The 24,516-nt window shown below is 65.7% G+C and carries 23 protein-coding genes; 10 read left to right on the forward strand and 13 right to left on the reverse strand.

Annotated features, from left to right (window positions below; all coding sequences use genetic code 11):
- The first annotated feature begins 444 nt into the window (after nucleotides 1–444).
- Nucleotides 445–1,224: an SDR family NAD(P)-dependent oxidoreductase gene (locus tag IP83_RS00840; RefSeq protein ID WP_054120307.1), complete on the forward strand. Its 780-nt coding sequence runs from the start codon at nucleotides 445–447 to the stop codon at nucleotides 1,222–1,224.
- A gap of 110 nt (nucleotides 1,225–1,334) precedes the next feature.
- On the opposite strand, the gene IP83_RS00845 is transcribed toward IP83_RS00840, so the two are convergent.
- A complete protein-coding gene (locus tag IP83_RS00845) occupies nucleotides 1,335–2,645 on the reverse strand; it encodes an FAD-binding oxidoreductase (RefSeq protein ID WP_054120308.1) in 1,311 nt (436 codons plus the stop codon).
- Nucleotides 2,646–2,751: 106 nt separating this feature from the next.
- The gene (locus IP83_RS00850) at nucleotides 2,752–3,168 is read right to left on the reverse strand and encodes a nuclear transport factor 2 family protein (RefSeq protein ID WP_054120309.1); all 417 of its coding nucleotides are present in this window, start codon (nucleotides 3,166–3,168) and stop codon (nucleotides 2,752–2,754) included.
- Nucleotides 3,169–3,316: 148 nt separating this feature from the next.
- On the opposite strand from IP83_RS00850, the gene IP83_RS00855 reads away from it, so the two are divergent.
- Nucleotides 3,317–4,102, forward strand: a complete 786-nt coding sequence (locus IP83_RS00855; protein WP_054120310.1) for a hypothetical protein — start codon at nucleotides 3,317–3,319, stop codon at nucleotides 4,100–4,102.
- Nucleotides 4,103–4,144: 42 nt separating this feature from the next.
- Here IP83_RS00855 and serA read toward each other — a convergent pair whose 3' ends face one another.
- Together serA and IP83_RS00865 are read right to left on the reverse strand one after the other, a co-directional pair.
- Nucleotides 4,145–5,731 (reverse strand): phosphoglycerate dehydrogenase, encoded by a 1,587-nt coding sequence (gene serA / locus IP83_RS00860; protein ID WP_054120311.1) that lies wholly within the window; start codon nucleotides 5,729–5,731, stop codon nucleotides 4,145–4,147.
- Nucleotides 5,732–5,799: 68 nt separating this feature from the next.
- The gene (locus IP83_RS00865) at nucleotides 5,800–6,936 is read right to left on the reverse strand and encodes a phosphoserine transaminase (protein ID WP_054120312.1); all 1,137 of its coding nucleotides are present in this window, start codon (nucleotides 6,934–6,936) and stop codon (nucleotides 5,800–5,802) included.
- A 159-nt stretch (nucleotides 6,937–7,095) separates the two neighbouring features.
- Between IP83_RS00865 and IP83_RS00870 the strand changes: the two genes are divergently transcribed.
- From IP83_RS00870 to IP83_RS00880, 3 genes are all read left to right on the forward strand, one after another.
- The gene (locus IP83_RS00870) at nucleotides 7,096–7,767 is read left to right on the forward strand and encodes an extensin family protein (RefSeq protein WP_054120313.1); all 672 of its coding nucleotides are present in this window, start codon (nucleotides 7,096–7,098) and stop codon (nucleotides 7,765–7,767) included.
- Between the two features lie 198 nt (nucleotides 7,768–7,965).
- On the forward strand, nucleotides 7,966–8,859 hold the full coding sequence (locus IP83_RS00875; RefSeq protein ID WP_054120314.1) for a fatty acid desaturase: 894 nt from the start codon (nucleotides 7,966–7,968) through the stop codon (nucleotides 8,857–8,859).
- Between the two features lie 5 nt (nucleotides 8,860–8,864).
- Complete coding sequence (locus IP83_RS00880; protein ID WP_054120315.1) at nucleotides 8,865–9,680, forward strand: phosphate/phosphite/phosphonate ABC transporter substrate-binding protein; 816 nt, start codon at nucleotides 8,865–8,867, stop codon at nucleotides 9,678–9,680.
- Between the two features lie 25 nt (nucleotides 9,681–9,705).
- Here IP83_RS00880 and IP83_RS00885 read toward each other — a convergent pair whose 3' ends face one another.
- The 5 genes from IP83_RS00885 to IP83_RS00905 all read right to left on the reverse strand — a co-directional run bounded on the left by IP83_RS00885 (nucleotide 9,706) and on the right by IP83_RS00905 (nucleotide 14,702).
- Nucleotides 9,706–10,326: a response regulator transcription factor gene (locus tag IP83_RS00885; RefSeq protein WP_054120316.1), complete on the reverse strand. Its 621-nt coding sequence runs from the start codon at nucleotides 10,324–10,326 to the stop codon at nucleotides 9,706–9,708.
- 239 nt (nucleotides 10,327–10,565) lie between these two features.
- Complete coding sequence (locus IP83_RS00890; protein ID WP_054120317.1) at nucleotides 10,566–11,327, reverse strand: proteasome-type protease; 762 nt, start codon at nucleotides 11,325–11,327, stop codon at nucleotides 10,566–10,568.
- Nucleotides 11,328–11,362: 35 nt separating this feature from the next.
- Nucleotides 11,363–12,175 carry a transglutaminase family protein gene (locus tag IP83_RS00895; protein ID WP_054120318.1) on the reverse strand — a complete coding sequence of 271 codons (813 nt, stop codon included), beginning with the start codon at nucleotides 12,173–12,175 and terminating at the stop codon, nucleotides 11,363–11,365.
- A 13-nt stretch (nucleotides 12,176–12,188) separates the two neighbouring features.
- Nucleotides 12,189–13,136: an alpha-E domain-containing protein gene (locus IP83_RS00900; RefSeq protein ID WP_054120319.1), complete on the reverse strand. Its 948-nt coding sequence runs from the start codon at nucleotides 13,134–13,136 to the stop codon at nucleotides 12,189–12,191.
- Nucleotides 13,137–13,268: 132 nt separating this feature from the next.
- Complete coding sequence (locus IP83_RS00905) at nucleotides 13,269–14,702, reverse strand: circularly permuted type 2 ATP-grasp protein (protein WP_054120320.1); 1,434 nt, start codon at nucleotides 14,700–14,702, stop codon at nucleotides 13,269–13,271.
- 182 nt (nucleotides 14,703–14,884) lie between these two features.
- Between IP83_RS00905 and IP83_RS00910 the strand changes: the two genes are divergently transcribed.
- Complete coding sequence (locus tag IP83_RS00910) at nucleotides 14,885–16,960, forward strand: molybdopterin-dependent oxidoreductase (protein WP_054120321.1); 2,076 nt, start codon at nucleotides 14,885–14,887, stop codon at nucleotides 16,958–16,960.
- A gap of 158 nt (nucleotides 16,961–17,118) precedes the next feature.
- On the opposite strand, the gene IP83_RS00915 is transcribed toward IP83_RS00910, so the two are convergent.
- Both IP83_RS00915 and IP83_RS00920 read right to left on the reverse strand, forming a co-directional pair.
- Complete coding sequence (locus IP83_RS00915) at nucleotides 17,119–17,667, reverse strand: DUF3617 domain-containing protein (RefSeq protein WP_054120322.1); 549 nt, start codon at nucleotides 17,665–17,667, stop codon at nucleotides 17,119–17,121.
- Nucleotides 17,668–17,744: 77 nt separating this feature from the next.
- Nucleotides 17,745–18,737, reverse strand: coding sequence for a YdiY family protein (locus tag IP83_RS00920; RefSeq protein ID WP_054120323.1), 993 nt, complete (start codon nucleotides 18,735–18,737; stop codon nucleotides 17,745–17,747).
- A 119-nt stretch (nucleotides 18,738–18,856) separates the two neighbouring features.
- Between IP83_RS00920 and uvrB the strand changes: the two genes are divergently transcribed.
- The 4 genes from uvrB to IP83_RS00940 are packed head-to-tail and all read left to right on the forward strand — an operon-like array spanning nucleotide 18,857 to nucleotide 22,287.
- Nucleotides 18,857–21,046, forward strand: a complete 2,190-nt coding sequence (gene uvrB / locus IP83_RS00925; RefSeq protein ID WP_054120324.1) for an excinuclease ABC subunit UvrB — start codon at nucleotides 18,857–18,859, stop codon at nucleotides 21,044–21,046.
- A gap of 55 nt (nucleotides 21,047–21,101) precedes the next feature.
- Nucleotides 21,102–21,344, forward strand: a complete 243-nt coding sequence (locus tag IP83_RS00930) for a ribbon-helix-helix protein, CopG family (protein ID WP_054120325.1) — start codon at nucleotides 21,102–21,104, stop codon at nucleotides 21,342–21,344.
- Entirely contained in the window at nucleotides 21,341–21,760 is a 420-nt protein-coding gene (locus IP83_RS00935; RefSeq protein ID WP_054120326.1) for a type II toxin-antitoxin system VapC family toxin, read from the forward strand. Before IP83_RS00930 ends, IP83_RS00935 begins: the two co-directional genes overlap by 4 nt.
- A gap of 2 nt (nucleotides 21,761–21,762) precedes the next feature.
- Nucleotides 21,763–22,287, forward strand: a complete 525-nt coding sequence (locus IP83_RS00940) for a hypothetical protein (RefSeq protein WP_054120327.1) — start codon at nucleotides 21,763–21,765, stop codon at nucleotides 22,285–22,287.
- Here the strand turns inward: IP83_RS00940 and IP83_RS00945 are convergent.
- Nucleotides 22,284–22,763: a hypothetical protein gene (locus IP83_RS00945; protein WP_054120328.1), complete on the reverse strand. Its 480-nt coding sequence runs from the start codon at nucleotides 22,761–22,763 to the stop codon at nucleotides 22,284–22,286. The genes IP83_RS00940 and IP83_RS00945 overlap by 4 nt on opposite strands.
- A gap of 70 nt (nucleotides 22,764–22,833) precedes the next feature.
- On the reverse strand, nucleotides 22,834–24,486 hold the full coding sequence (locus tag IP83_RS00950) for a VWA domain-containing protein (protein WP_054120329.1): 1,653 nt from the start codon (nucleotides 24,484–24,486) through the stop codon (nucleotides 22,834–22,836).
- Between the last annotated feature and the right edge of the window lie 30 nt (nucleotides 24,487–24,516).

Consider the following 24,516-nt stretch of genomic DNA (forward strand, 5'->3'; position numbering starts at 1 on the left):
ATCGAACCCCAATTGCGCGGGGTGGGTGTGCCGGGTGGCAGCGGCCTGCGGAGGGGCGCGGAGGGCGGGAGGTTGACAGGGTTGACACAGTCCATGGGGTAAATTGTCAGCCCCGGCGGAAAGGCTCCCGGCGCCCCGGCGAGGCGCGAAAAATGGCGGAACTGCTTTGGATTCGCGAGACATAGGAGGGGATTATGCCGCAGGGCGGTGGCTGTAGGACAGCGGTTTATAAATAACAGACGCGTCTGTTATTTATTCTGGGCCTATGGGTGCGTGGACGGCGGCAGGATCCCGTGGCGTTGGGCGGCAAGAAACTGGCGGATGGTGTCATAGATAATCCGCCCGGTTCCGCTCATCCTGCGAGAACAGGCCGCCAGAACGAGCAGAATGCAGGAGTCTTCCAGGTGCACCCGGCCACTGGCGGCCAAACTGGAGAGGATCACCATGACAAATGTTGCACCGGAGAATGATCGCGGCCTGACGGGCCGAACCGTGTTTGTCAGCGGTGCCGGGGCCGGCATCGGCCGCGCGGTCGCCGAGGCACTGGGTGCAGCCGGCGCCAACCTTGCCTTGTTCGACCTCAACGCAGCAGCAATCGAAGCGGTGGCCGCGCCTTTGCTGAAACACGGGCTGCGCGTGAGCTGCCACACCGGTGACGTCACGGCTGCGACCGATGTCCATGCCGCGATCGAGCAGGCGGCGCAGTTGCATCAAGGCCTTGATGGAGCGGTCAACAATGCCGGGATCGTGGGCGCGTCAGCCGAAGTGCTGGACTATCCGGCAGATGTCTTCAGCCGCGTGCTGGATGTCAATGTGATGGGCGTGCTGCATTGCATGCAGGCCGAGCTCAAGGTGATGAAGTCGCAAGGGCGCGGGGCCATCGTCAATATTGCGTCTGCTGCCGCGATCATCGGATGGGCGGGGCAGAGCGCCTATGTCGCCAGCAAGCACGCCGTGGTCGGCCTGACGAAGACCGCCGCGCTCGAATATGCGGGTCAGGGCATCCGGATCAACGCTGTCTGCCCGGCCTTCATCTATACCGACCTGACGGCAGAGATGTTCAAGACGCCCGGCGTCCACGATGCGGCGGTCGCCAATCATCCGATCGGCCGCCTGGGCCAGCCCGGCGAGGTGGCCGAGGCCGTGATGTGGTTGCTTTCGGATCGCTCGTCATTTGCCGTCGGCAGCAGTCTGGTGGTGGACGGGGCTTCGACGATAGACTGATCGGGGGCGAATTCTTTGCGGGCGCATCGCCATGACCCCACCACCACCGCCTGCGGCGGCGGTCCCCCTCCCCATTTGTGCGTGCCGCAAAAATGGGGAGGATCGGGGTATCACCCCAGCACGGAAAAACTGCTCGCCCGGTTGATCGGCCGCCGCCGCGAGAACGCCGCCAAACCCACGTCACGCCCCGACACCGGCAAGCGGAACTGCAGCGGCGCCCCGTCATGGTCCGCGCCGTTCAGCACGCTTTCGATCAGGTGGCCCATCAACTGGCCCACCAAGGGCGCGTTTTTGAACTGGTTGCCGCTGGTGCCGACGGCGGTGAAATAGCCGTCCACGTCGCTGCGGTCGTAGATGGGAATCCAGTCCTCGCTGACATCGTAGAGCGCGGCGAAGCCTTGGGCGGTGTTGGGGATGCCGAGCTCGGGAAAGCGCAGGGCAGCGCGCCAGACCTGGTTGGTCCATTGGTCGGTGAGGCTGGTCTCGTAGTCCTCGCTGTCCAGGTACTCGAGGACGTCGCAGGCCGGTTCGAGCGAGCCGATCAGCAGGGTGCCGGATTGCTCGGGGCGCATGTAGATGCCGGCGTCCGCGTCGGTCATGACGAAGCGCAGGCTGGGCCCTTGCGGGGTCTGCGGCATCGGGATGGTGGCGACTTCCTGCCGCAGCGGGCGGGTGCTGATATGCTCCGGCCGGTGCGCTTCGGGGATCAGGCCATTCACCCAGCGCGAGGCTGGCCCGGCGGCGTTGATGACCACGGGCGCGTGAATCAGGCCGCTCTTGTCGGTGGTCAGGCCGGTGATCTTGCCGGCGGACTGGTGGATGGCGAGAACCGTGTCATGGAAGCGGAAATGGCCGCCGGCTTGCTCCACCGCATGGGCAAGCTGGGCAGTCGCGAGCTGGGGATCGCTGATATAGCCGCCGGTGGGACAGAATATTGCGCCGGTGATGACCTCGCCTGCGGTTTCGCCGAATTGCGGATCGTCGATGCGGCGGGCAGGGCTGAACTGGCGCAGGTCCGCGCCGGGGAGCCATTCGGCAAGTTCGCTGGCGGCGACGTCAGTGAAGGGGACGCCGACTTCGCGCAGCACGGCGCGGGTGCCGGTGAGCTGGCGGTTGTCCGCCGCTTCGAGGACGAGGCAGCCGATCTCGTGGTAGTGCAGCGCGGATTCGGGGCGGTAGCCGAGGTAGTCCAGCCAGTTCCGCCAGGCGAAGTGCGCTTCATAGGCGAGCGCGGTGCCGTCGATGGTCGAGTAATAGGGCCGGATGATCGCGGCGGACCACGAGGTGGAGCCGTGGCCCGGCGCGGGACCGCGATCGACATTCAGGGTCTTGAAGCCGCGCCGGGCGAGATCGAGCGCGATGGCGCAACCGATGACGCCGGCGCCGATGATGACGGCGTCGTAGGTGTTGGTTTCGGGCATTTACCTGCTGAGTCCCTTGTCTTGCGCTTGTTGGGGGCACCACTCCCGACCCCCACCTCTGCCCTTCGACAAGCTCAGGATGAGCGGAGGAGGGGGCTTATGCAGTTCAATGGAAAATGTCGGTCCAGAGCATCCACTTGCCATCGACCAGCTTGTAGACGACGACGGCGGTGACATTGGCGTGGACCGGCTTGTCGCCCTTGGTGTCGTACTCCACGCGGGAGATTTCGCGGATGTAAGTGGGGGAAAGCCGCTCGGTCTCGAGGACGGTGAGCTTGAGGTTGGTGATGGCAGTCGCGGCGCCGGCCCACCATGCGGTGATGGCCGCGCCTTTATAGAGCTTGTTGTCGCTGGGGAGCATCGTGGCGTCGGCGGCGTACATCGCGCCGACGGCAGCGGTATCGCCCTTGTTGAACGCGGCGGCGAGCGCATCGTCCGCCGCCTGGATCATCGCGTTGTCGTTGGCGAACGCGGGCGTCGCCGAAAGTCCGAACATGGCCGCAGCCAGAAGCAGTTTGCGCATGGGAAAAGCCCCCGAAGAAATGGTCCCTCGGGGTGAAGGCTATGGGGCTTTGCGCCGCGCGTCAAACGCCGTGCAGCGCGTGGCTTGCCCCGCCGCTGCCGATCCGCCAGAGACGCTGGAGCGCCCGCGCCGATAGGATCGCACCTGTATGCTTACGCCCACTCTGCTTGTTCTGGCCGCCGGTGCGTCCTTCGCGAAGTTCGATGCGGTGCCGGTGATCGCGAAGCCGGTGACGGACAAGGACGTGCTGGTGCCGCTGAGCGATTCGGTGAAGGCCGCCACGTGGGATGCGCTGCGTGAGCCGCCGAGGGGGCCAGTCGAGTTCCGGCTGGCCTGCATCGTCTTCCAGCCGTTCGGTGCGCCGGGACGCTGCGTCGATGCCGCCTTGCTCGATCCGCGCAAACGGCAGGTCGATTGGCGGACGCTGGCCGAGATGGCAGACCGCGCGCTGGCCGGAGCGCCGTCTGCGCTGCTGGCCCTTGCGCAAACGCGCGTGACCACGCTGCGCCTGAAGCCGCCAACCGACCGCAAGCCGCATTTCGAAGTGCGCCTGTTCCGTGTGGTGGTGTCCCCGCAGGATGCGATGCCTGCCTATGTGCCCGGTCCGGCGCTGACGAGCGCGGACTTCACGTTTGCGACTCCGATCAACGGCGCGCTGATGACCGCGCACTATCCGACGCGCGCCTTGCGAGGGGAAGTTAAGGCGAAAGTGAAGCTGACGTGTCTGGTGCAGCCAACGCGCAAGCTGCTGTGCCGCGATCCAGGCGAGATTACCACGTCAGGCCCTGCCGACGCCGGAAGCGTCAACGAGTTCCGGCTGGCCTCGTACCAGATCGCCTCGACGTTCGATCTGGCGCCGCAGGACAAGCGCGGCGAGGACATTCGCGGCAAATCGCTGACCTTCACGCTCAACTGGCAGATCCCCCGCAATTGAGGGGGAAACGGGCGGGAGCGCGAAGGCCACCGCCCTATCCGATCAGCTGAACTTCAGTGCGCGGACAGTGCGTACGCCGGGAACGGTGCGGGCTTCGGCGAGCACCGCCTCGCTGACCGGGCTGTCGACCGAGAGCAGCAGCACGGCCTCGCCACCGGCCTCGCGGCGGCCGAGGTGAAAGGTGCCGATGTTGATGCTCGACTTGCCGAGCAGCGTCCCGATCGAGCCGATGAAGCCCGGCGCGTCAGTGTTGACGATGTAGAGCATGTCGCCCGCAAGGTCGGCCTCGATGCCGATGCCGAAGATCTCGACGAGACGCGGCTCACCGTTGCCGAACAGCGTGCCCGCGACCGAGCGGTCGCCCTGCGCGGTGCCGACGGTGACGCGCACGAGGGTGTGGTAGATGCCTTCGCGGTCGTGCCGGACTTCGCGCACGTCCAGCCCGCGCTCCTTGGCGAGGAACGGCGCGTTGACCATGTTCACGGTCTGCGAATATTGCTTCATCAGGCCCGCCAGCACCGCACCGGTGATCGGCTTCTGGTTGAGCTGCGCGGCGGCGCCTTCGACCTCGATGGCGATCTTGGTCAAGTTGTCGTGCGCGAGCTGGCCGACCAGCGAGCCCAGACGCTCGGCGAGCGCCATGTAGGGCTTGAGCTTGGGCGCTTCCTCGGCCGAGAGCGAGGGCATGTTGAGCGCGTTGGTGACGCCGCCGGTGGTGAGGAATTCGCCCATCTGCTCGGCGACTTGCAGCGCGACGTTGACCTGCGCTTCGGTCGTGCTGGCGCCGAGGTGCGGGGTGCAGATGAAGTTGGGCGTGCCGAACAGCGGCGATTCCTTGGCGGGCTCGGTCTCGAACACGTCGAGTGCGGCGCCGGCGATGTGGCCGGCATCCATCAGATCCTTGAGCGCGGCTTCATCGACCAGGCCGCCGCGCGCGCAGTTGATGATGCGCACGCCCTTCCTGGTCTTGCCGAGGTTTTCGCGGCTGAGGATGTTCTTCGTCTCGCTGGTGAGGGGCGTGTGCAGCGTGATGAAATCCGCCTTGGCGAGGAGCGTCTCGAGGTCCGCCTTCTCGACGCCCATCTCGATCGCGCGTTCGGGGGTGAGGAAGGGGTCGTAGGCGACGACCTTCATCTTGAGGCCGAGGGCACGGCTGGCGACGATCGAGCCGATGTTGCCCGCGCCGATGAGGCCCAAGGTCTTGCCGGTGAGTTCGACGCCCATGAAGCCGTTCTTCGGCCAGAGGCCTTGCTGCGTCTGCGCATTGGCTTCGGGGATCTGGCGGGCGAGCGCGAACATCAGGGCGATGGCGTGTTCGGCGGTGGTGATCGAGTTGCCGAACGGGGTGTTCATCACCACTACGCCCTTGGTGGAGGCATAGGGGATATCGACGTTGTCGACACCGATGCCGGCGCGGCCGATGACCTTGAGGCGGGGGGCGGCATCGAGGATCGCCTTGGTCACCTTGGTCGAGGAGCGGATGGCGAGGCCATCATACTCGCCGATGCGGGCGATCAGCTGTTCGGGGGTTTCGCCGGTGATGACATCGACCTGGCAGCCCTTTTCTTCGAAAATGCGGGCGGCGTTGGGGTCCATCTTGTCGGAAATGAGTACGCGTGGCTTGGTCATGGAGAATGTCCTTGGGAATCGGGGTGCAGGCGGCCATGCCCCCCGCCGCAGCGGGGGGAGCCGGGAGATCAGGCGGAGGCGGTGGCCTTGACTTCGGCCCAGGCCCAATCGAGCCAGGGGCCGAGCGCTGCGATATCGGCCGCATCGACCGTGGCGCCGCACCAGATGCGCAGGCCCGGAGGCGCGTCGCGGTATCCGGCGATGTCGTAGGCTGCGCCTGCCTTTTCGAGGAGGCCGGCGAAGGCCTTGATGAGCGCCTCGTCAGCGCCTTCGACGGTGAGGCACACCGAGGTCATCGAGCGCGAGGCAGGATCAGCCGCGAGGTGGCCTAGCCAATCGCGCTCCTGCACCAGCTTGTCGAGCGCGGCGGCATTGGCGGCGCAGCGGGCCTTCAGCCCCTCGAGACCTCCGACGGACTTGGCCCATTCGAGCGCGAAGATCGCGTCTTCCACCGCGAGCATCGAGGGGGTGTTGATCGTCTCGCCCTTGAACACGCCCTCGGCGAGCTTGCCCTTGGAGACGAGGCGGAACACCTTCGGCAGCGGCCAGGCCGGGGTGTAGTTTTCAAGGCGCTCGACGGCGCGGGGGCCGAGGATGAGGACGCCGTGGCCGCCTTCACCGCCCAGCACCTTCTGCCAGGAGAAGGTGGCAACGTCGATCTTGTCCCACGGAATGTCGTAGGCGAAGACCGCGCTGGTGGCGTCGGCGAAAGTCAGGCCTTCGCGGTCGTCGGGGATCCAGTCGCCGTTCGGCACGCGCACGCCCGAGGTGGTCCCGTTCCAGGTGAACAGCACGTCGGTCGAAAAGTCGATGGCGGAGAGGTCGGGCAGCTGGCCGTAATCGGCGCGGATCACGGTGGGATCGAGCTTGAGCTGCTTGGCGGCGTCCGTCACCCAGCCCTCACCGAAGCTTTCCCACGCCAGCGTGGTCACGCCGCGGGCGCCCAGCATCGTCCACATCGCCATTTCGAAGGCGCCGGTGTCCGAGCCCGGGACGACGCCGATGCGGTGCGTATCGGGCAGCTGCAGCACCTCGCGCATCAGATCGATGCAGAGCTGGAGGCGCGTCTTGCCGATCTTCGAGCGATGCGAACGCCCGAGCACTTCGGTGGCGAGTTTTGCGGGATCGTATCCGGGCGGCTTGGCGCAGGGGCCGGACGAGAAGTGAGGCCGCGCGGGTTTGCGCGCGGGAAGCGAAGCAGTCATGTAGTCTCTCCTTGCAGAGAGCACGCGCGGCGTTGGGACCGCGTGGCCCGGCGCCGTGCATAGTGGCCGGGGGGGATGTGTCAACCGATCATCGCACCGGGGTCTCCCTTAAGCTTGATCCTAATCGCAAATTAACCATCGGCGCGGCACAGTGGCAGCGTGGTCCGCTCGCTTGCCCTGACACTCGCGCTCACCCTGCCGGTGCTGCTGTCCGGCTGCGTCGGGACATCGGAGCCCGCGCCGCGCCCCGTCCGCACGGCGACCACTTGGAACCCGCCGGTCGCGCCGGAAAACCGCCTGTGCCTTGCCAATCTGAGCCAGAAATACGCGACGTTCACGCCGCTGCCGGATCAGTATTACGGGGCCGGATGCACGGCTTTGGGTGCGGTGCGGCTGACCTCGCTGCGCAGCGACAATGGCACGCTGCAGATCGCTAACCTTGGACCCGTCACCTGCCCGCTGGCGAGCACCCTGTCCGGCTGGGCGCGCTTCGGCGTGGACCGCGCAGCCAAGGCCATCCTCGGTAGCCCTTTGGTGCGGATCGAGACCTTGGGGAGCTATTCCTGCCGCAACGTGGCGGGCACCAGCCGCCTTTCCGCGCATGCCAGCGCCAATGCGGTCGATGTCAGCGGGTTCGTGCTGGCGGACGGACGGCGCATCACCGTGCTGCGCGATTGGGACAGCGAAAGCCCGCAGATTCGCGCGTTTCTGGCGACGATCCGCGACAGCGCCTGCAAGCGTTTCGGCACGGTGCTGAGCCCTCAGTACAACGCCGCGCACCGCGATCATTTCCATCTCGAGGTAGGGGGCGGGCGGCCGTTCTGCCAATGATGCGCAGGCCCGCAGAATGCCGCATATAGCTGCACTGCACACCCAATTAACATATCCTCACTTGCCCTTCTCAAGCGGATTTGTTGAGTAGCGTGCAGGGCTAGGTGGGACTGCCATGATTCGTTGTGCGTTCGCATTCGCGATGGCGGATGCTGCTATCTGTTTGTCGTTTGACTCGGGCCGTGGAGGCACCGCCTGATGCGCATGCGCAATTCGCCGCGTCGTCCGCAGGGATGGGTCGAATGGCCGACCGTGCTGCTGGCAACCGCGATCTATGGTGGGTGGCTGGCGCTGACATACTGGCATGCCGTCATTCCGGGCGCGGTGCTGTTTCTGGCGGGCGGCTGGATCAGCGCCTGGCACAATTCGCTGCAGCACGAGACGATCCACGGCCACCCGACGCGCAGCCCGCTGGTCAATACGCTGGTCGGCTGGCCGCCGATCAATCTCTGGCTGCCCTATGAAGTCTACTTCCGCAGCCATGTCGCGCACCATTCGACGCGCAAGACGACCGATCCCTTCGACGATCCGGAATCGAAGTACGTCGCGAGCGAAGGCACCGTGCTGTGGTGGAGCGAGCGCGTGCAGCAGACGCTGCTCGGGCGGCTCGTGCTCGGCCCGGTGATCGTGGTCGCGCGGACGCTGGTGGAGGAGCTGGCGCGGCTGCCCAAGGAACCGGTGCAATTCCTGCGCGATTGGATGCCCCATCTGGCAGGCGTCGCGGCGATCGTGCTGTGGCTGAACTGGTGCGGACTTGATCTCTTCAGCTACCTATTGTGCTTCGTTTATCCGGGCACGTCGCTTTCGCTGCTGCGCAGCCATGCCGAGCACCGCTCCGATCCCGATCCGGCGCGCCGCGCCGCGACGGTCGAGCGCGGCGGGATTTTCGCGCTTCTCTATCTCAACAACAACCTCCATGCCGCGCACCACGCGAAGCCTGATCTTGCGTGGTATCGCCTGCCGCGCTTCCATGCGGAGCGGCGCGGCAAAGTGCCGGCGGGGCCGGTCTATGCTTCCTATTTCGACCTGTTTCGCCGCTTCGCGCTGCGCCCGCACGATGCGCTGATTCATCCCGAATACCGGGCCAAATAGCGGAGATGAACAACTGGCTGGCCTCGCTGGGCATGTACGATCATCCGGCCCAGCGCGAAGCCAACGATGCGCTGTGGGACTGGATCGCAGCGCGGCTTGGGGCGGCGGGTGTGCCCGATGTTCCGTCAGGACTTGAGCGGGACCGGGCGCCGCACGAACTGTGGCCCGATCCGCAGCTGCTGTTCGGACAGGCCTGCGGCTATCCCTTCGCGCGGTTCCACAAGGATCACCTGCGCGTGCTCGCGGTGCCGCGCTACGGAGCGCCGCATTGCGAGGGGGCGCGGCATTGCAGCGTGATCGTGGCGCGTGCGGGAGATGTGCGGGAGAGGCTGGAGGCCTTTCGCGGCGCGGTAGCGGCGATCAATGAGCCCGCCTCCAACACCGGCACCAACCTGCTGCGCCATACCATTGCCGAGCAATGCGCGCCCGGCCCTTTCTTCACCGGCATGGTCCGCACCGGCAGCCACATTGGCAGCATGCGCGCGGTTGCTGCAGGGGAGGCAGACCTCGCGGCCATCGACGCGTTGACGTTTGCGGCGGCTGACGCCAGCTATCCCGGCCTGCCGGAGTCGCTCAAAGTTATCGCGGTCTCGCGCAAGGTCCCCGCCCTGCCCTTCGTGACCGCGCTGGCGACACCGGATGCAATTGCCGTGCTGCTGCGGGAGGCGCTGCTTGCCGCGATGGCGGAACCTGCGCTGGCCGAGGCGCGCAAAGCGCTGTTCCTGCGCGGCGCCGAACCCGTCGACGCCGCTGTTTATGACGGAGTGCTGGAGCTGGAGCGGTTCGCGGACCTCGCAGGCATTCTGCGCCCGGAGCCATGACGCCCGAGCGGCCCGAAGCCTGTTCTCAGGCCGCCAGGTCCCCCAGCCCGCTGGCTTCGATCCGCAGGCGCACCGCTTCGGCGGCATGGCGCGCGCCGAGTTTGCCCATCATCTTCATGCGGTGGATTTCGACCGTGCGCGGGCTGATCTCGAGTTCGCGGGCGATGGCCTTGTTGCTGCAGCCTTCGGCCAGCCGATCAAGCACTTCGCGTTCGCGCATCGAGAGGCGGCTGATGCGCTGGCGCGCTTCCGCGGCGCGGGCGCGCTGCTGGCGCTGGGCATCGGCCTCACGCGCGCTGCGGGCCACGGCTGCGTTGAGCGAGGCGATCTGTTCGGGCACCGTGAGGTAGTCCAGCGCGCCGGCCTTGATCGCCGAGACCACCGCGTCGATCGTCGGTGCCTCCGCAATCGCGATGATCGGCAGCCACTGCCCGGCGCGCATCATGGCGGCGACGAGGCTGGATATCCCCTCCCCCACCGGCTCATCCTGCGCCAGGACCAGGCCACCCGTCGGCGCATGACTCAAAAGCTCATCCGCGTGGGCGTAGATTTCCGCATGATGCCCTGCGGCAAATGCGAGACGAGCGAGCTGGGCCCGGCGGGCTGAGTCGCTATCGAGGACATGGAGGGTGACGCGTTCGATCATGGGTTAACCAAACCATGATCCCCGCCCCTCGCGCCAACGAGGTTAGCTTCGTTCTGAACCCACAACAGTGCCTGCAGGCTGCTAGTTCTGTGAATTCCAAAGGGAATTACCCTCCGGAATGGACGCGATAGCCCCGCAATGGCGCTAAGTAGCGCTCCTTGGGCCAAGCCCGCAGCAGGAACCAATAGATTTAAGGAATTTCCCTTAGCGAGAGCCGCGTTAACGATACTGGGCGGAGCTCACGTCACCGTTTCGTCGAAGCTGTAGTGCGGCAGCGAATGGAACGCCGAGCGCAGCGCCTCGCCCCAGCTTGAGGAGATCAGCTTGAAGAAGGGATCCTCCGCGGTGATGCGCTTCTGGTGCAGCGGCTCGAAATTGTCGCGCTCGATCACCATCAGGTCGAACGGCAGGCCGACCGAGAGATTGGCCGCGAGTGTCGAGTCGAACGAGACCATGAGGAGCTTGACCGCATCCTCGAAGCTCATGCCCTTGTCGTAGCCGCGAACGAGGATCGGGCGGCCGTACTTGGTCTCACCGATCTGGAAGAAGGGCGTATCGAACGAGGCTTCGATGAAATTGCCTTCAGGGTAGATCAGGAAAAGGCGCGGCTCCATGTCCTTGATCTGGCCTGCGACAATCAGCGAGGCGGTGAAGCGCGGGCCGTCCTGCCCGCCGGCGCCTTGCAGCCCGGAATCCTGCCGCCCCTCGATCACGTCGCGCAGCAGATGGCCGACGATCGTCGCGATCTGGAACATGGTGGGGGCATCGAGGATCGACGGTCGCCGCTCGCCGGGGGCTTTGGTGCGCTCCTCGAGCTGGCTGATCACCGATTGCGTGGTGGCGAGATTGCCGGCGGTCATGATCGTGATGATCCGCTCGCCCGGCACCGACCAGGTGAACATCTTGCGAAAGGTGGAGATGTTGTCGACGCCCGAATTCGTGCGGGTGTCGCTCATCAGCACCAGGCCCTTGTCGAGCACCATCCCCACGCAATACGTCATCGCTCCAGCCTCTCCGTACGCTTTCGCCTGGCCGCTCACTGTTCCACACGCTGCTGCGCAACCGCAAGCTTCACATGCAGTGTTTCGTCGTGAGAGCCGTATCGGATACCGGTAATCGGTGCCGCATCTCGATAATCCCGACCTGTGGCAACGCGGACATAGTGCGGATCGGGGGAAATGCCGTTGGAGACGTCGAACCCGACCCAGCCGAGCCCTTCGACCATGGCCTCCGCCCAGGCGTGGCCGGCGTCCTGCTCGACGCGGTCGTTCATCATCAGGTAGCCGCTGACATAGCGCGCCGGAACGCCGAGCGCGCGGGCAGCGGCGATGAACACGTGGGCATGATCCTGGCATACGCCGTGCCCGGCCGCGAGCACGGCTTCGGCATTGCTCGCGGTATCGGTGTGGCCCGAGGCGTATTCGACCGCCCCGCGAATGAGGGTGGAGAGAGCGTGGAGCTTCTCCAGCGTATCCTGCTTGCCCGCGAGGCCGGAGAGCAGCGCGCGCAGGCGCGGGCCGGTGGTGGTGAGTTCGGTCGGCTGCCGGAAGTGCCAGAGCGGGAGGTACCCGGCGTGATGGCCGACGATGCCCGAATTGTCGTTGGTATCGACCACGCCCTCGCAGCGGATGGTGACTTCGGTGACGCCCGGCTCGAAGGCGATCAGGGTGACGTGGTTGGCGTTCTCGTCGTCGTACTCGACTTCCTTGCGCGCGCCTTCGAGGCCGATGGTCCAAGAGACGATCGACTGCCCCGCGCTCGTCTTGGGCGTCAGGCGCAGGCGCTGCAGCCCGCGCGCTGCAGGGGCAGAGAACGTGTAGTGCGTGGTATGATCGACCCAGAGCCGCAAGCGCCCGATTCCCCTAATCGATAAAACGATAGTCGTACTGGATCTGGTTGGCGAGCCGCGTGTTCCGGCTGATGAACTGCGCGATGTATTCGTGCAGGCCCTGCTCGAAAATCGCGTCGATCGTCGTCTGGTGCAGGTCGCAATCTGCCTCGCGCAGGATCGCGTGCGCTTCGCTTTCCCCGCCGTATTCGCGGGCGAGATGGGCAAGGTTCGAGCGCAGCTTGCCGTAGCAGAAGGCGAGGCTGCGCGGGAAGCGGCTGTCGAGGATGAGGAACTCCGCGATTCCGCGCGCTTCCATGCGGCCTGCGTTGAGCCAGCGATAGGCGCGTTCGCCGGCCAGCGAGCGCAGCACGTTTTCCCATTGCACGTTGTCGAGGCTGGAGCCGACGTAGGAAATCGAGGGCAGCAGGACGTAGTACTTCACATCGAGGATGCGCGCGGTGTTGTCCGCCCGCTCGATGAAGCTGCCGATGCGCGCGAAATTGTATATCTCGTTGCGCAGCATGGTGCCTTCCATCGCGCCGCGCACCTGCGTCGACTGGCGGCGGATGGTATCGAGCACATCGCCGAGGCGCGTCTCAGTGACCGGGCGGGCGAGCAGCTCGCGCATCTTGAGCCAGCTGTCGTTGACTGATTCCCACACCTCGCGCGTGATCCCGGCGCGGACCATGCGCGCGTTGGTGCGCGCGAGCTCGCACATGGTGAGGACGTTGCCGGGGTTGTCCTTGTCGCGCAGGATGAAGTTGATCACGTTGGGGCCGGCATAGTCGGTGCCGAACTTGGCTTCATAGAGCCCGCGCAGGCCGAGGGTGACGATGACCGAGCGCCACTCGTCGCTGGCATCGCGCGCATCGCGGGTGAGCGCCATGCGGAAGCCCGCCTCGATCAGACGCGCGGTGTTTTCCGCCCGCTCAAGATTGCGGAACAGCCAGAAGATGCCGTTTGCGCTGCGTCCTAGCATGGGATGGCCCCAGCCAATTCGCCCTGTTCGCCACGAGTTAAGCCGAGGCCATGCGCTTGGACGTTCTCGGCTACGCTCGAACCGGCCCCTCGACTTCGCTCGGGGCGAACGGGGTGGAGGGGAGCCGCGGTGTCAGTCATCCAGCACCCAGCTGTCCTTGGTGCCCCCGCCCTGCGACGAGTTCACCACCAGCGAACCCTTCTTGAGCGCGACGCGGGTGAGGCCGCCGGGGGTGATATCGATCCCGGCGGGCGAGACGAGCACGAAGGGCCTGAGGTCCACGTGGCGCGGGGTTAGCCCGGCGCGGCTGAGGATCGGCACGGTGGACAGCGAAAGCGTCGGCTGCGCGATATAGTTGTGCGGACGCGCAGCGAGCTTGGCGGCGAAAGCGGCGATTTCCTTCTTCGACGAAGTCGGCCCGATCAGCATGCCATAGCCGCCCGAGCCGTGGACTTCCTTCACGACCAGTTCCGAAAGGTGTTCGAGCACGTATTTCAGCGCGTCCGGCTCGGAGCAGCGCCAGGTCGGCACGTTCTGCAGGATGGGCTTTTCGCCGGTGTAGAATTCCACGATTTCGGGCATGAACGAATAGATCGCCTTGTCATCGGCGATGCCGGTGCCCGGCGCATTGGCGATGGTGATCCCGCCGGCGCGGTAGACATCCATGATGCCCGAGACGCCGAGCTGGCTTTCGGGCTTGAAGGTCAGGGGATCGAGGTAGTCGTCGTCCACCCGGCGATAGAGCACGTCGATCGGCTGGTATCCGCGCGTGGTGCGCATGGCGATGCGGCCGTTCTCGACGCGCAGATCGCTGCCTTCGACGAGCTCCGCCCCCATCTGGTCGGCGAGGAAGGCATGCTCGAAATAGGCGGAATTGTAGATGCCCGGCGTGAGCACCGCGACGACCGGCTGGTGGCCTTTTGCGGCGGGCGGCAGGCAGGCGGCGAGGCTGCGGGCAAGGCGGCGGGGATAGTCCGAAACCTCGCGCACGCGGACGCGCGTGAACAGTTCCGGGAACATCGCCATCATCGTCTCGCGGTTCTCCAGCATGTAGGAGACGCCGCTGGGCGTGCGCGCGTTGTCTTCCAGCACCATGAACTCGTCCTCGCCGGTGCGGACGAGATCGATGCCGACGATATGGGTATAGACCCCGCCCGGCGGCGTGAAGCCGACCATCTGCGGAAGGAACGCGGGGTTCTTTTCCAGCAGGCGCGCGGGCAGTCGGCCCGAGCGGACGATTTCCTGCCGATGGTAAAGATCATGGAGGAACGCATTGAGCGCGCGCACCCGCTGCTCGATCCCGCGCGAGAGCCGCCGCCACTGATGCGCGGTGATTATGCGCGGCACCATGTCGAACGGGATCAGCCGCTCTTCGGCGTCCTCGTTGCCATAGACATTGAAGGTGATGCCGGTGCGGCGGAAGAAGGCTTCCGCCTCCGTCCCCTTGCGGCGGAGCAGGTCTGCCGGCTGTTCCTGATACCACTCGCTGTACCCGCGATAGGCGGGGCGCACCGCACCATCGGCGGTGAACATCTCATCATACGATGAGGGCGAGGCTGCTTTCATGCGATCATCCCGTGAGAGGGAAGCTTGCACAGCGCAAAGCCTTTGCCAAGCACAATGCTGCAAGTGCGAGACAAAATTGTAACCGAATTGCAGGCCCAAAGTGTTTCGCCTCTTCCCGCTTGCCATGGTCGAGGCATGGTGACACCTTTAACTGCACAACTAAATCAGCCGGAGAGACCGCGATGGCCACGATCCATCACCGCACCTGCCACATCTGCGAGGCCAATTGCGGCGTGCTGGTGGAAGTGGAGGGGCGGCAAATACTCTCGATCAAGGGCGATCCCGACAACCCGCTTTCGCGCGGGCACATCTGCCCCAAGGCGACCGCGCTGGAAGACCTGCAGAACGATCCCGACCGCCTGCGCCGCCCGATCAAGCGCGTGGGCGAGGCGTGGCACGAGATCAGCTGGGAGCAGGCCTTTGCCGAGATCGGCGAGAAGACCCGCGCCATCCTCGCCCGCGATCCGGCAAGCACCGCGACTTATGTCGGCAATCCCAATGCGCATTCATACGGCAATGCGCTGAACGCGCATCACCTGACCAAGGCGCTGGGAACGAAGAACCAGTTTTCCGCGAGCACGGTGGACCAGATGCCGCATCAGGTGGCGAACCTGCTGCTTTATGGCCATGCCAGCATGTTCGGCATTCCGGATATCGACCGCACGGAAACGCTCATCATCATCGGCGGCAATCCGATGGCCTCCAACGGGTCGGTGTGGACCGTGCCCGATTTCCGCAATCGAGTGCGCGCCTTGAAAGCGCGCGGGGGCCATCTGGTGGTGATCGATCCGCGCCGGACGGAAACGGCCAAGATCGCCGACAGGCATCTGTTCGTGAAGCCGGCGAGCGACGTGTTCCTGCTGGTGGCGCTGCTCAAGGCGGTCATGGCGCGCAGGCCGCATCAGCCGGTGCAGGAGTTTGTGACAGGGCTCGATGATGTGGCGGCGTTGCTTGCGCGGTTCGACGATGCGGCCTGCTGTGCGGCTTCGGGCGTGTCCGCCGAAGATGTCGCATGGCTGGCTGACCGGCTGACATCCGGGCCTGCGGCGCTCTATGGCCGACTTGGTATCGCGACGCAGCAGCACGGCACGCTCAACGCATGGCTGATCGCGCTGATCAACATTTCGGCGGGGCAGCTCGACCGCGAGGGCGGGACGGTGTTTCCCATACCCGCGCTCGATACGCTCTCGATGCTGCCGCGCGGGTCGCTCGGCAAGTTCACCTCGCGCGTTTCGCAGCACAAGTCCGTGCTCGGCGAGTTTCCCGCCGCCGCGCTTGCCGAGGAGATCGAAACCGAGGGGCCGGGCCAGATCAAGGCGCTGTTCGTGATCGCCGGCAATCCCGTGCTTTCGACGCCCAATGGACCCCGGCTCGACAAGGCGCTGGCGAGCCTCGAGCTGATGGTCTCGGTCGACATGTATCGCAATGCCACCAGCCGCCGCGCGCACTACATCCTGCCGCCGACCGGGCCTCTGGAGCGCGACCACTACGGCCTGTTCCTGCTGCCGATGGCAGTGCGCAACGTGGCGGTCTATTCGCAGCCCACGCTGGAGCGCGAAGACCCGCTGGCCCTCCACGACTGGGAAATCCTGCGCGGGCTGGCGAGCGCAATCAGCGGCCAGCCAGTGCAGGAGCCGACCCCGCGCGAGGCGCTTGACGGAATGCTGCGGGGCGGCCCCTACAAGGTATCCTTGGCGGAAGTGGAAGCGGCGCCCTCGGGCCGCGATTTCGGGCCGCCCATGACAGGCGTGCTGCCGGAGCGGCTGCGCAGCGATGATCAGATGATCAACTGCGCGGTACCCGCGTTGATGGAGGCCCTTGCCGCGCTCGAAATGCCTGAGGCGGGCAGTGGCAAGCTGACCTTGATCGGCCGCCGCCATTTGCGGACGAACAATTCGTGGCTCGCCAATAGCCACCGCCTGACCAAGGGCCCAAACCGCTGCACCTTGATGATCCATCCGGACGATGCGGCGGCGGCAGGCCTTGCGGACGGCGAGATGGCCACCGTGCGCTCGTCCTCCGGGGAGATCAGCATCCCTGCCGAAGTGACGGACGACATGATGCCCGGCACCGTCTCGATTCCGCATGGCTGGGGGCATGATCTGCCCGGCATGGCGATGCAAGTGGCGAAAAGCCGCGCAGGGGTGAGTGCCAATGCGCTGACGGAATCGGGTGCGCTCGATCCGCTTTCCGGCAACGCCGCGCTGTCTGGCGTGCAGGTGGAGGTGGCGAAGGCGGTGCTGGAAGCGGCGGAATAGGCCGCCCTATCGAACCCAGACCCCGCTCACCCTGAGCTTGTCGAAGCATGTCCTGAGCGGCTGCTGCAAGCAGCCAGCCGAAGGGGGTGCTGGCGCGACCGCCGGGCAAGATGCTTCGACAAGCTCAGCATGAGCGGTTTTTGGCGAGGCTTAGCCCCTTAGCCGTCTTCCTTGCCGGTGCATTCGCCATTGTGCTTGGCGCTGAGCTGCATTTCCATCGACATCGCCTTGCCTTCCGGCCCGGCGCCGTTGATCGACATTGTCATCTGGTAGGTATCGGGCGTGTAGCTGCCCTGCATCGTCATCGTCTGCGTGCCCTGCTCGGCGTTGCAGGTCATCTTCGCGTCGATCTTGCCGCCGCCCATGCTGAAGGTGTCATACTTGCAGCGCTTGTCGGCCTGGCCGAAGAACTTGCCGTCGGGTTTCTCGGCCTCTTCCTTGGTCAGGCAGCTGGCGAAGGTACGGTCCTTCCCGAGGATCTTCGACATCATCGCTTTTGCTTCCGGCGGCAGGCCTTCCATCTCCATCTTGACGAACTTCATCGTCGAATCCCACCGCCCGGGATTGAACTTCAGCCCCGCGTCGGAAACCTTTTTGGCAACATCGGAAACGCTTTCATTCTTGGCAGTCACCGATTTCTCGCTGCCGCATCCGGCCAGCGCCAGTGCAGTCGAGAGGGCGATCAGGGGCAGGATCGGCAGGCGCATCGGGCAGGTTCCTCTCGCTTGTATTGGAGGAAGGCTAACACTGCGCGCGGCGCATTCCAATGACGCGCATCACAAGCTCAGAAACCGTAGATCAGCGTCAGGCGGCTGGTCGTATCCGTCAGCGTCCGCGCGACACCGGAGCCGGCTTCGTGCTGGAGCATATAGGACAGGCGCGCCTTGAGCTTGCTGCTGAGGCGTGAATCCAGTGCGGCAAGCGTGTAGTACGTCCGGCGCACCGCATCGAAATAGGTGCTGACTTCCTGGCTGTAGCTCAGCGTCGGCGTGAGCCGCAGCTTGAGGTCGGCGAGCGCGGCGGCGGACAGCGTCTGCTCCTGCGGGCCATCGACCGGCTGCGTCAGGCGCATGGCTGGCCCCGCCTTGATGCTCAGCTTGCGCCCATCGCCATCGAGCAGATTGTAGCCGAGCCCGGCGGAGAGGCTGTAGCGATCGGTGAAGCCCTGGAACCGGTCGCGCTCATACTGGCCGAGGCCGAAGACATAGCCATGCTCGTCGAACTTGTAGTTGGGCTCGACCGTCACGCGGATCTGGTTGCGCGTGACTTCGTTGAACGTCTTCTGGTAGTCGATCCGCCCCGTGGTCGCCACGCGCCAGCGCCCGCGTTCGGCGATCACCGTCAGCCGGCCGACAAAGCCCGAGCCCGGCGCGCTGCCGGTGCTGAGGAACGCGCCCAGTTCACCCTCGCCGCTCCACTTGACGGGCATTTCGAACGCGGCGGTCTGGAACGCAGCGGCGTCCTGCACCAGCGGGTCCAGCTTGACCCCGACTTGCGCGAGCGGGACCGGTTCGGCCAGCCACACCGCCCGATTGCGCCGGGCGACCCACTCCGCGATGGCCGCCTGCGCTTCGGGATGGGTCTGCTGCAGATACTGGACGAGCGAAGCAAGCGCGCGCGGATCGTGCGAGGCTTCGACGGCGGTCAGCACCTCCACCATCGCGGGCGGCAGCGGCGCGGTATCTTGCGCTCTGGTGGGCGCCGCCGATAACAGGCCCAGCAGGACAGCGGTCGCGGCGGTGCGTTGATAGACTTTCAGGGTCCCGATCCTTCGCAAGCCGCGCGCGGGCGGTGGACGTTCACGCTATCGCAGCGCGGCGATACAGGAAACGCACCTTCGTGCCTATCCAACGCCTCCGGCTTGCTTGTGCGCGGTTTGTTCCCCATATCTGCGCCATGGCCGAACTCGTGATCCGCAGAGGGCTGGAAGAGCCCGATACCTCCGCAAACTTTGTGCCGCACAAGCCCGCGCGGCCGGAGAAGTCGGAAGGCGGCAAGCCCTTCAAGGTGATCTCGGATTACCAGCCGGCAGGCGACCAGCCCACCGCGATCGCCGATCTCGTCGCCTCGGCACGGGACGGCGAGGCAACGCAGGTGCTGCTGGGCGTCACCGGTTCGGGCAAGACTTTCACGATGGCCAAGGTGATCGAGGAACTGCAGCGCCCCGCGCTGATCCTCGCGCCGAACAAGATCCTCGCCGCGCAGCTCTATGGCGAGATGAAGAGCTTCTTCCCGGAAAACGCGGTCGAGTACTTCGTCTCCTATTACGACTACTACCAGCCCGAGGCCTATGTGCCGCGGTCGGACACCTACATCGAGAAGGAAAGCTCGGTGAACGAGGCGATCGACCGGATGCGCCATTCGGCGACGCGCGCGCTGCTGGAGCGCGACGACGTGATCATCGTCGCCTCGGTCTCGTGCCTCTACGGCATCGGCTCGGTCGAGACCTATTCGGCGATGGTGTTCGACCTGAAGGTGGGCGAGAGCGTCGACAACCGCGAGATCATCCGCAAGCTGGTGGCGCTGCAGTACAAGCGCAACGACGCCGCCTTCCAGCGCGGCAATTTCCGCGTGCGCGGGGACAACCTCGAGATCTACCCCTCGCACTATGAAGACATGGCCTGGCGTGTCTCGTTCTTCGGCGACGAGATCGAGGCCATCAGCGAGTTCGATCCGCTGACGGGCAAGGCGGGGACGAAGCTGAGCAAAGTGCGCGTCTATGCCAATTCGCACTACGTGACGCCGGGGCCGACGATGAAGCAGGCGGCGGACGCGATCCGCTTCGAGCTGACCGAGAGGCTCAAGGAGCTGGAGGCGGAGGGCAAGCTGCTGGAGGCGCAGCGGCTGGAGCAGCGCACCAATTTTGATCTCGAGATGATCCATGCGACGGGCAGCTGCGCCGGGATCGAGAACTATTCGCGCTTCCTGACCGGGCGCCTGCCGGGCGAGCCGCCGCCGACGCTGTTCGAATACCTGCCGGACAACGCGCTGCTGTTCGTCGACGAGAGCCACCAGACCGTGCCGCAGATCGGTGCGATGAGCAAAGGCGACCACCGCCGAAAGATCACGCTGGCCGAATACGGCTTCCGCCTGCCGAGCTGCATCGACAACCGGCCCTTGCGCTTCAACGAGTGGGACGCGATGCGGCCGCAGACCATTGCAGTCTCGGCGACGCCCGGCACGTGGGAAATGGAGCAGTCCGGCGGCGTGTTTGCCGAGCAGGTGATCCGCCCCACGGGTCTGATCGATCCGCCGGTCGATATCCGCCCGGTCGAGGACCAGGTGCAGGACTGCATCAACGAATGCCGCAAGACCGCGCAGAACGGCTACCGCACGCTGGTGACGACGCTGACCAAGCGCATGGCCGAGGACCTCACCGAGTTCATGCACGAGGCGGGGCTCAAGGTGCGCTACATGCACTCCGACGTCGAGACGTTGGAGCGCATCGAGCTGATCCGCGACCTCAGGCTGGGTGTCTATGACGTGCTGGTGGGCATCAACCTGCTGCGCGAGGGGCTCGATATTCCCGAGTGCGGACTGGTGTGCATTCTGGACGCCGACAAGGAAGGGTTCCTGCGCAGCGAGACCTCGCTGATCCAGACGATCGGCCGCGCGGCGCGCAATGTCGATGGCCGGGTGATCCTCTATGCCGACCGCATGACCGGCAGCATGGAGCGCGCGATTGCCGAAACCGACCGCCGCCGCGAGAAGCAGCGCGCCTACAACGAACTCCACGGTATCACGCCCGAATCGATCAAGCGCGACATCCACGACATCGTGGCTGACACGGCGAGCCGCGACGGCGTGCTGGTGGAAATCGAGGCGGAAGGCGGGGCCAACAACCTCGTCGGCCACAACCTGCGCGCCTATATCGAAGAGCTCGAAAAGAAGATGCGCGCCGCCGCCGCCGACCTCGAGTTCGAGGAAGCCGGCCGACTGCGCGACGAGATCCGGCGGCTGGAAGCGGACGAGCTCGGCCTGCCGGACGCGGAGAAAAAGGCACCGCTGGTGGGGCGGAGCAACGAGGGCAAGCCGGGGACAAGGAAGACGCGGTTCGGGAAGACGCAGCGCAAGTGGGGGCGGTAATGCTTGCAGAATTCGCCCAAATCTGCTAGCAGTCTGATCGCAAAAGGATCAGCAGATGGCCACCGCAACCGCCCGCAATGTCGATGACAAGGACTACGCCGCGCTGGCCGAGATGGCGGCGGCGAACGGGCGTTCGATTTCCGAGGAACTGCGCGCTCTGATCGCCGAGGCGGCGCGGAAGCGGCGGCTGGAGGAATTGATGGCCAAGATACGCGAGGTTCGCGAACGGAATCCTCTCCGGCTTGCCCCTGGGGAGGACGCCGTGTCGCTGATCCGCGCAATCCGGGACGAGGAATGATCATTCTCGATGCCAGCGTCGCGGTCAAATGGTTCATCCGCGAAATCAGTTCAGACGAAGCCGACCGATTGCTCGGCAGCGCGGAGCCCCTCTTCGCGCCCGATCTCTTCGTGATCGAAGTGGCTGCGGCGTTGGTCCGCAAGGCAAACATGGACAAGTCCAATCGCAGTGCGAGTGAGGCGGGGCTCGCCAGTTTCGGAGAAATGCTCGCCCACGACGTGGTACGGATCGAAGCCACGAGGATACCAGACATGATGGCCGCATCCCGGCTCGCGCTCGATCTCGGGCATCCCCTCAAGGATTGCATCTATCTTGCGCTCGCGATGAAAATGGGCTGCGAGCTTTTGACCTGCGATCTGCGTTTTGCCACCAAGGCGCGGGGGACATGGACGAAGATTCGGGTGCTTGAAGGATAACAATGTCAAAGACGCGCGCCGCGCCCTTGTGTCTGCTGCTTGCCCTTGCCGCCTGCTCGCAATCCGCCGCAACTCCGACTGGCGGGGATGGCCCGATCGATGCCGTGCGTGTCGCGATGCCGGCGGACAGCGTCGCGCCGATGCCGATACGGCCCAAGGATGCCAAAGGCGCGTGGGTCTCGGCGCCTGATGGCAGCGCGAAATTCGGCTATCCGGGGGAGGCCGCGCTGCTCGCCCTCGAGTGCCGGAACGGCGCGCTGGTGGTGACGCGCAATGTCGCCGCGCCGGTGGGGGCCTCGGCGCTCTTCGCCTTGCAGGGGAGCGGTTATATCCTGCGCCTGCCGGTCGATGCGACCGCGCTGCCCGGCCAGAGCGGCTACGTCTGGCGCGGCGCCATTGCCGCCGACGATATGCGGCTCAAGCTGTTCAAGGCGACATTTGCCGGAACGCTGCCGGGCGGCGGGCATATCGAGGTGCCCGCCAGCGACGTCCCCGGCGCGCTGATCAAGCGGTGCGCAAGCGGCTAAAGTTTGCCGAACCTGGCCTCGTAGGCTGCCGTGTCCCCGCCCGCGAGCAGCTTGGCCTGTTCGATCCAGTTGTCGCGCGTCGCCCGGCCCGCGAAGGCGCCGAGCTGCGCGTCGATGCGGGCGACATCCTCCTCGGTCCACGCGGCGATTTGCGCATAGCGGGTCACGCCGAGCGCCCGCAGCGCTGTGCTGATCTTGGGGCCGAGGCCCTTGATGCGGGTCAGGTCATCGCCTTCATCAGATGATGGCGGCGGCGCTTCGGCCAAGACCGGCGGCGGGTCAATCGCGGCGGCGGGCGGTGCATCGATCAGCGCCGAGTTGCGCGCGGCGGGGGCGGCGCCTTCCGACAGCACATCGCGGTATTCGCGCTTTTGCGGCAGCGCCTTGCCGCGCCGGAGCAGGAACACCAGCGCCAGCACGAGCACGAGTGCAATCGCGCCGACCAGCACCGCGTTTGCCTGAATCCATTCCATCATCGTCAACCCTCAGCATCCGCCGGACACGCGCCTTTCCCACGCGCGCCGACAAATGCCAAGGGGGCGCACATCAGGGGCGGGAGAGCGATCCCGCCAGCGACACCAGCTTCACGAACTCCGCCCGCGAGAAATCGCGCGGATCACCGGCCAGCGCGCTGACCTGCTGCCAGCTGTAGTTCGCCAGCATCGGATCGCCGCGCAGCTTCTGGCCATAGGCGGCGACCGCGACTGCAAAGGCCATGTCACCCCTTGGCGAAGCGGCGTTGGCAATCAGGCCTTTCGGCACAGGTCGCTCGATCAGGCGCGAGGTCTTCTCCCCCGGGAGCTTGTAACGCAGTTTCACGAAAGCGAGTTCGCTGCCTGCAGGCCCGGGCGCGACGGGCGCTTCCTCGTAGCGGCGCGGGCCGATCCAGCCCTTGGCGCCTGCAGGCACGATCTCGTAGATCGCGGTGACCTGGTGACCTGCGCCGATCTCGCCCGCATCGACCTTGTCGTTGTTGAAGTCCTCCTCGCGCAGCGCACGGTTCTCGTAGCCGACGAGGCGGTACTGCGAGACGGCGGCGGGGTTGAATTCGACCTGGATCTTCACATCGCCCGCGATGGTGAAGAGGGTGGAGGACATCTGCTCGGCCAGCACCTTGCGGGCTTCCAGCGCGCTATCGATATAGGCGTAGTTGCCGTTCCCGTGGTCGGCGATCTGCTCCATCATCGCTTCGTTGTAGTTGCCTTCGCCGAAGCCCAGCGTGGTCAGCGTGATGCCGCTGTCGCGCTGCTTTTCGACCATTTCGAGCAGCGCCTTGGTATCCGAGACGCCCACGTTGAAATCGCCGTCGGTGGCCAGCAGGATGCGGTTCACCCCGTCCTTGATGAAGCTCTGCCGCGCGACTTCGTAAGCCAGCTGGAGCCCGGCCCCGCCTGCGGTCGAGCCGCCCGCCTGCAGCTGATCGAGCGCCGCGCGGATCAGGCCCTTGTCGTTGGTGGGCGGCAGGACCAGCCCTGCTGCGCCCGCGTAGACGACAATCGAGACGCGGTCCTGGGCCTTAAGTTCCTCGGCAAGGCCCATCAGCGCGGTCTTGACGAGGGGCAGCTTGTCCGGGTCCTGCATCGACCCCGAGACGTCGACGAGGAAAACCAAGTTCGCAGGCGGGCGGCTGGCGCGCGGCAGATCATAGCCGCGCAGGCCGACGCGCAGCAGGCGGGTCTCGGCGTTCCAAGGTGTCACCGCCATGTCGGTGGTCACGCTGAACGGCGCCTCGCGCTTCTCGGGCAGCGGATAGTCGTAACGGAAGTAGTTGATGAGCTCTTCGGTGCGCACAGCGTCCTTGGGTGGCAACTGGCCCTGCGTGAGGAAACGCCGCGCATTGGCATAGGCGCCGGTATCGACGTCGATGGAGAAAGTGGAGACCGGCTCGGCGCGGGTGAGATGGACGGGGCTGACGTCCTTGCCGTCATAGCGTTCGCGGCCGGGATCGGTGGGCACGATGACGGAGGGCACCTGGATATAGCGCCCGTCGCTCACCGCCTTGTTCGCCAGCATCGGCGCGGCGGCGGGTGGAGGCGGTGGCGCAGGCGGCGCGTTGTAGACGATGCCGTCGGACGGCTGTTGCCGAGTCGCGGTGACGATGATGTCGGTGGCCGCTTCCGGTGCGGCCTCCCGTTTTGCCGCGCAGCCTGCCAGCAACGTGCCGCTCATCAGCGCGGCCACAAGCATCCTCTTTGCCATCGGGTCGGTCCTTCCCATCGAAGCGTTGGC

This window comes from Novosphingobium sp. AAP93, from assembly GCF_001296055.1.
Lineage (GTDB): Bacteria > Pseudomonadota > Alphaproteobacteria > Sphingomonadales > Sphingomonadaceae > Novosphingobium.

Coding starts and splice junctions, on each gene's coding strand:
- IP83_RS00950 (WP_054120329.1), bottom strand. CDS start 24,486: ATGGCAAAGAGGATGCTTGTGGCCGCGCTGATGAGCGGCACGTTGCTG.
- IP83_RS00900 (WP_054120319.1), bottom strand. CDS start 13,136: ATGCTAGGACGCAGCGCAAACGGCATCTTCTGGCTGTTCCGCAATCTT.
- IP83_RS00845 (WP_054120308.1), bottom strand. CDS start 2,645: ATGCCCGAAACCAACACCTACGACGCCGTCATCATCGGCGCCGGCGTC.
- IP83_RS00850 (WP_054120309.1), bottom strand. CDS start 3,168: ATGCGCAAACTGCTTCTGGCTGCGGCCATGTTCGGACTTTCGGCGACG.
- IP83_RS00910 (WP_054120321.1), top strand. CDS start 14,885: ATGGCCACGATCCATCACCGCACCTGCCACATCTGCGAGGCCAATTGC.
- IP83_RS00840 (WP_054120307.1), top strand. CDS start 445: ATGACAAATGTTGCACCGGAGAATGATCGCGGCCTGACGGGCCGAACC.
- IP83_RS00880 (WP_054120315.1), top strand. CDS start 8,865: ATGAACAACTGGCTGGCCTCGCTGGGCATGTACGATCATCCGGCCCAG.
- IP83_RS00915 (WP_054120322.1), bottom strand. CDS start 17,667: ATGCGCCTGCCGATCCTGCCCCTGATCGCCCTCTCGACTGCACTGGCG.
- IP83_RS00905 (WP_054120320.1), bottom strand. CDS start 14,702: ATGAAAGCAGCCTCGCCCTCATCGTATGATGAGATGTTCACCGCCGAT.
- IP83_RS00865 (WP_054120312.1), bottom strand. CDS start 6,936: ATGACTGCTTCGCTTCCCGCGCGCAAACCCGCGCGGCCTCACTTCTCG.
- uvrB (WP_054120324.1), top strand. CDS start 18,857: ATGGCCGAACTCGTGATCCGCAGAGGGCTGGAAGAGCCCGATACCTCC.
- IP83_RS00930 (WP_054120325.1), top strand. CDS start 21,102: ATGGCCACCGCAACCGCCCGCAATGTCGATGACAAGGACTACGCCGCG.
- IP83_RS00885 (WP_054120316.1), bottom strand. CDS start 10,326: ATGATCGAACGCGTCACCCTCCATGTCCTCGATAGCGACTCAGCCCGC.
- IP83_RS00875 (WP_054120314.1), top strand. CDS start 7,966: ATGCGCATGCGCAATTCGCCGCGTCGTCCGCAGGGATGGGTCGAATGG.
- serA (WP_054120311.1), bottom strand. CDS start 5,731: ATGACCAAGCCACGCGTACTCATTTCCGACAAGATGGACCCCAACGCC.
- IP83_RS00935 (WP_054120326.1), top strand. CDS start 21,341: ATGATCATTCTCGATGCCAGCGTCGCGGTCAAATGGTTCATCCGCGAA.
- IP83_RS00940 (WP_054120327.1), top strand. CDS start 21,763: ATGTCAAAGACGCGCGCCGCGCCCTTGTGTCTGCTGCTTGCCCTTGCC.
- IP83_RS00945 (WP_054120328.1), bottom strand. CDS start 22,763: ATGATGGAATGGATTCAGGCAAACGCGGTGCTGGTCGGCGCGATTGCA.
- IP83_RS00890 (WP_054120317.1), bottom strand. CDS start 11,327: ATGACGTATTGCGTGGGGATGGTGCTCGACAAGGGCCTGGTGCTGATG.
- IP83_RS00855 (WP_054120310.1), top strand. CDS start 3,317: ATGCTTACGCCCACTCTGCTTGTTCTGGCCGCCGGTGCGTCCTTCGCG.